The organism is Betaproteobacteria bacterium (assembly GCA_016791345.1).
Taxonomy (GTDB): domain Bacteria; phylum Pseudomonadota; class Gammaproteobacteria; order Burkholderiales; family JAEUMW01; genus JAEUMW01.
In genome coordinates this window covers 1-4054 of the sequence record JAEUMW010000284.1, presented here as the reverse complement: position 1 = coordinate 4054, position 4054 = coordinate 1, and the positions used below count along the sequence as shown (strand labels likewise).

Below are 4054 nucleotides of genomic sequence, written 5' to 3'. Positions count from 1 at the left end.
GCCACGCTGGAGAGCACCTCGGGCTCCACGTTGCCCAGGCTCACGGCCTGCAGCAGCGCGTCCAGCGGCACGCTCTTCTTCTGGTCCATCGGCCGGCTGTCGGTCTTGTCGCGCTCGCACACGCCCACGCAGTCGACGATGACGAAATGGTCCTTGTGCACGTGCTCGCCGGGATTCACGCCGCGCAGGTCGTCGTCCTTGATCACGCGCACGCCGCGGCCCTTCATCTGCTCGAAGAAGCTGCGGCTCTTCACGCTGCGCATGAAGACGACGATCTCCACCGGCTTGATGTCGGTTCCGGTGGCGATCATGTCCACGGTGACGGCGATGCGCGGGTAGTAGCTGGTGCGAAAGGCCTTGATCAGCTCCTCGGGCTTGCTGCCCGTGGTGCGGTAGGTGATCTTCTGCGCGAACTCGTTGCCGCGGCCCCACTCCTCGCGCAGGATGCCGACGATCGCCTCGGCGTGGTTGTCGTCCTTGGCGAAGATGAGCGTCTTGGGCAGCTCCTGCCGCTGAGGGAAGAGGTCGGTCTGCCAGCGTTGGTACAAGGTGCGGGCGATGGTGCGGATCTGGTCGGGCGTCTGCACGCTGCGGTCCAGCTCTTCGGGCGCGTACTCGAAGTCGTCGTCGAGCTGCCAGTCGCGCCGGGCGCGGGTGGGCTTGTCCAGCACTTGCAGCCAGTAGCCGGCTTCCACGGTGCTGCCAGCGTCGGTGACCTCGGTCTTGATGCGGTAGACGTCGTAGTTGACGTTCACGCCGTCGGCCACCGCCTGCGGGTGGCCATACTCCATCACCAGGTTCTGGTTGAAGAAGCCGAAGGTCTGCTTGTTGGGCGTGGCGGTCAGGCCGATGAGGTAGGCGTCAAAGTACTCCAGCACCTGGCGCCACAGGTTGTAGATGCTGCGGTGCGCCTCGTCGGTGACGATGATGTCGAAGGCCTCGATCGGGAATGCGGGGTTGTAGTCGATGGGCTCCGGTGCCTTGTCGAACAGGCTTTCCACGCGTTCGGTGGATTCTTCGTCGGCCTCTTCCGGCAGCTCGCGGCCCTTGAGCATGGAGAACATGCGCTGGATGGTGCTGATGCACACGCGCGCCGTCTTGTCGAGGTTGTTGCTGGTGAGGTGCTGGACGATGTACTCCTCGCCGAACTTGTAGTTGTTGACGGGTGAGACGTACTGGTCGAACTCCTTCTTGGTCTGCCGGCCGAGGTTGCCACGGTCCACCAGGAACAGCACGCGCCGCGCGCCGGCGAACTTGATCAGCCGGTAGATGAAGCTGATGGCGGTGAAGGTCTTGCCGGAGCCCGTCGCCATTTGAATGAGGGCGCGCGGCTTGTTGTGCGCGAGGCTGGCTTCCAGGTTGCGGATGGCGGTGATCTGCGCGGGCCAGAGCTTGAAGTCGGACCACTCGGTGACGAGGGGCGGCATGGTCCTGACGCGGTGGAGGAAGGTGCCGAGGTGATACGGCGGCGGCGCTTCCCGTGCCGACAATTGGGCCCCGGCCTGCGCCGGGGCGACGGCTTCGGAAAGACGCTGGGTTCCCGCTTTCGCGGGAACGACACCCAATCCCTCACCGGCGCCGAGCCAGTCGGCGAGGGTTTCGGGGCGGTGGAAGGCGAAGACGTTGCGGGCGCGCGGCTCGGGGTCCAACGCATTGGTGAAGTGCGTCTCGGCGCCGGTGCTTTCGTACAGGAAGGGCAACGGCCGGCGCCAGGCGGGGAGGGTGGCGGGCAGGCCCTGCGCGTACCTGCCCGACTGCACCTCGACGCCGGTGAGCGTCGCGCCCCGCTTCTTGGCCTCTATCACGCCCGCGGCTTTGCCATCGACATAGAGTAGGTAGTCGGCTTCGCCGAAGCCGGGGTTCAACTGGAATTCGCGGAGCGCCACGCCACGGGCGGCATGGATGTCGGAGCGCTTGTAATCCTGCACTGCCCAGCCTGCAGCAGTGAGCAGTGCGTCTATTTCAACCCGGGCTTCTTGTTCGCTGACCAACTTTCTTCTGCCTGCCTTCTCCCCGATATGATGCTAGCACACGGCAACAGAAGGCAGTGCGAAGGGCTGTTCGTTCGGAATCTTCCGTGGGCGCCGCTGCTGCCTGCGTCGTGCGAGCAGGTGCTCATTCTTCGATTGGTGGTTGCAGGGTTCTCAACGCCGTGATCAAGCCAGGCAATTCGCGGCAGGCGGTCTCGCGCAGCCGCTGCCGATCGATCTCTCCATAGTTGTGGGCGAGAACATTCCGCAGCCCGATCATGCCGCGCCAAGGGATTTCGGGATGCATCTGCACGAACTCGGAGCTGACACGCTTCGCAGCCTCGCCGAGTACCTCCAGCTTGCGTTCAAACGCGGCCATCCGCATTTCATCGCTCACGGCAGCTTCCGGCGACAGACCTTCGACATAACTCAGGGCAGCGATGGCGGAATGCAACATGTCCCAGAGATAAGCGTAGTCGCGCTCTTCAGGCGTCATAGATCGCTCGCAGGTCGCGCAGAATGGTGCGGCGACGATACGGGTTGCGAAGGATCGCCGGTCCCGCGAGATCGACCGATCGACCGAAGATCGATTCCAGCTCGGCGCGAATGTTCTCCAGTTCGAACAAACCCACGCGGGTGTCGGGTTTGAACTCGATCAGCAGATCGATATCACTCCCGGGCTGCAGCTCGTCGCGGGCCGCCGACCCGAACAGTGCGAGCGAGAGTACGCCGCGCCGACGACACAGCGCTTCGATCTGGTCACGGTTCCGTTCGATCAGGTCCATTCATTCACCTGCAGGCGCTATGCTGCCATATCTGTCTCGACCTGAGATCATGTTCGCGGTCCAACTGTTTTTTAATGCCTACGGCAAGCGCAGCTCGGAAAGGAACTGCTCAGGTGTCACGATCGAACACGCGAATCGCTGCGCGAGGGCAAGAACGTCCTTGTCGCCGGTGACCAGATAGTCGGCTTTTCCAACAACCGCGAGTTCCAGAAATGAACGGTCGAACGGGTCGCGGCACGTTGGAGTCTGCGGCGGCGCGCTCGGCATGCGCACGGTGGTGCAGAAGGGCAGGTAATCGGCCAACAGTTCATGCTGGTCATCCGGTGAGAGGTCGAACTTCGGATACGGCAAGGCTCGCACAAACTCCGCAACGGTTGGCCGAGAGACCAATGGTTGGCAGTGACCCTTCTGCCACGCCTGCCGCAGTCCGGCCAGGCGGCCTTTGCCGAAAAGCAGTGCAGAGAGCACGACGTTTGTATCGAGCACGACCGCTGGCGGTCGACTCATTTCCGTGCGGGTTTCTTGCGCGCAGGGCGCCTTGCCCATTCCACGGCATCCGCAACGTCCTGTTCGGAGAACTTCAGTTCCGCGAGCTTGGCGCGCACCGCGTCGGCGCGCTGGATGCGTACAGGAGTCAGGATGATCCGGCCGTCCCTGGCCTCGACCTCGAAGTATTCGGTGGGACCGATGGCGTTCGTAATGCTCTTCGGGAGGGTGAGCTGGTTCTTGGAGGTGATCTTGGCAAGCACGGAATCCCCACGAAAGGAAACCTTACCTTAGCATAATCTTTTCAGCGGACGCCGGCGTCCGCGGCTTTCAGCGTTTCGATCTGTCTCATGGGGCCGACGAGACGGCAAGCCATTCGCTCACCGATTCGGCTACATTAATGGAGCAAAGCTCGAAGCTGACCTCGGAGGAAGCATGACGCGATTGTTGGCAGCGCTTGCGGCGCTCGTCGCCATGGTGTTCACCGCACCGGGTGGCGCGGCGGAGGAGGATGCCGCGTCGTTCGTGAAGTTCGGTCAGGATTTCGGCGCGACCTGCGTGAACCGCGATACGGTGACGGTCACGGTGCGCAGCACGCACCCGTCGCGCACGGTGCGCGTGTGGCTGGAGCGATCGCTCGGTGGAGTGCCGACCGGGGATCGGTCGAAGTCGGACCTGAAGCCCGATGCTGCGCCGGAGGACCTGGGCTGTGCGAAGTCGCTGGAGGGCGCCGAGCAGAAATGGACCATCAAGCGCGCGATCTTCGTCGACGGCTGATGGCTGCGGCGAGATGGCTGATCGCCGGCTCTAGCG

Annotated in this window: 6 protein-coding genes; 1 reads left to right on the top strand and 5 read right to left on the bottom strand. The window is 63.5% G+C overall.

From position 1 onward, the window contains the following. From JNK68_11390 to JNK68_11370, 5 genes are all read right to left on the bottom strand, one after another. The coding region (locus tag JNK68_11390) for a DEAD/DEAH box helicase family protein (protein ID MBL8540958.1) at window positions 1-1991 on the bottom strand (1991 nt) is incomplete at its 3' end. A gap of 124 nt (window positions 1992-2115) precedes the next feature. Then, window positions 2116-2466, bottom strand: coding sequence for a DUF86 domain-containing protein (locus tag JNK68_11385; protein ID MBL8540957.1), 351 nt, complete (start codon window positions 2464-2466; stop codon window positions 2116-2118). Then, a complete protein-coding gene (locus tag JNK68_11380; protein MBL8540956.1) occupies window positions 2456-2755 on the bottom strand; it encodes a nucleotidyltransferase family protein in 300 nt (99 codons plus the stop codon). Before JNK68_11380 ends, JNK68_11385 begins: the two co-directional genes overlap by 11 nt. 78 nt (window positions 2756-2833) lie before the next feature. Beyond that, entirely contained in the window at window positions 2834-3262 is a 429-nt protein-coding gene (locus tag JNK68_11375; GenBank protein ID MBL8540955.1) for a putative toxin-antitoxin system toxin component, PIN family, read from the bottom strand. Then, the gene (locus JNK68_11370) at window positions 3259-3504 is read right to left on the bottom strand and encodes an AbrB/MazE/SpoVT family DNA-binding domain-containing protein (protein ID MBL8540954.1); all 246 of its coding nucleotides are present in this window, start codon (window positions 3502-3504) and stop codon (window positions 3259-3261) included. The genes JNK68_11375 and JNK68_11370 overlap by 4 nt, the downstream gene beginning before the upstream one ends. Window positions 3505-3715: 211 nt before the next feature. Between JNK68_11370 and JNK68_11365 the strand changes: the two genes are divergently transcribed. Beyond that, window positions 3716-4018 (top strand): hypothetical protein, encoded by a 303-nt coding sequence (locus JNK68_11365; GenBank protein ID MBL8540953.1) that lies wholly within the window; start codon window positions 3716-3718, stop codon window positions 4016-4018. Window positions 4019-4054 lie beyond the last annotated feature (36 nt).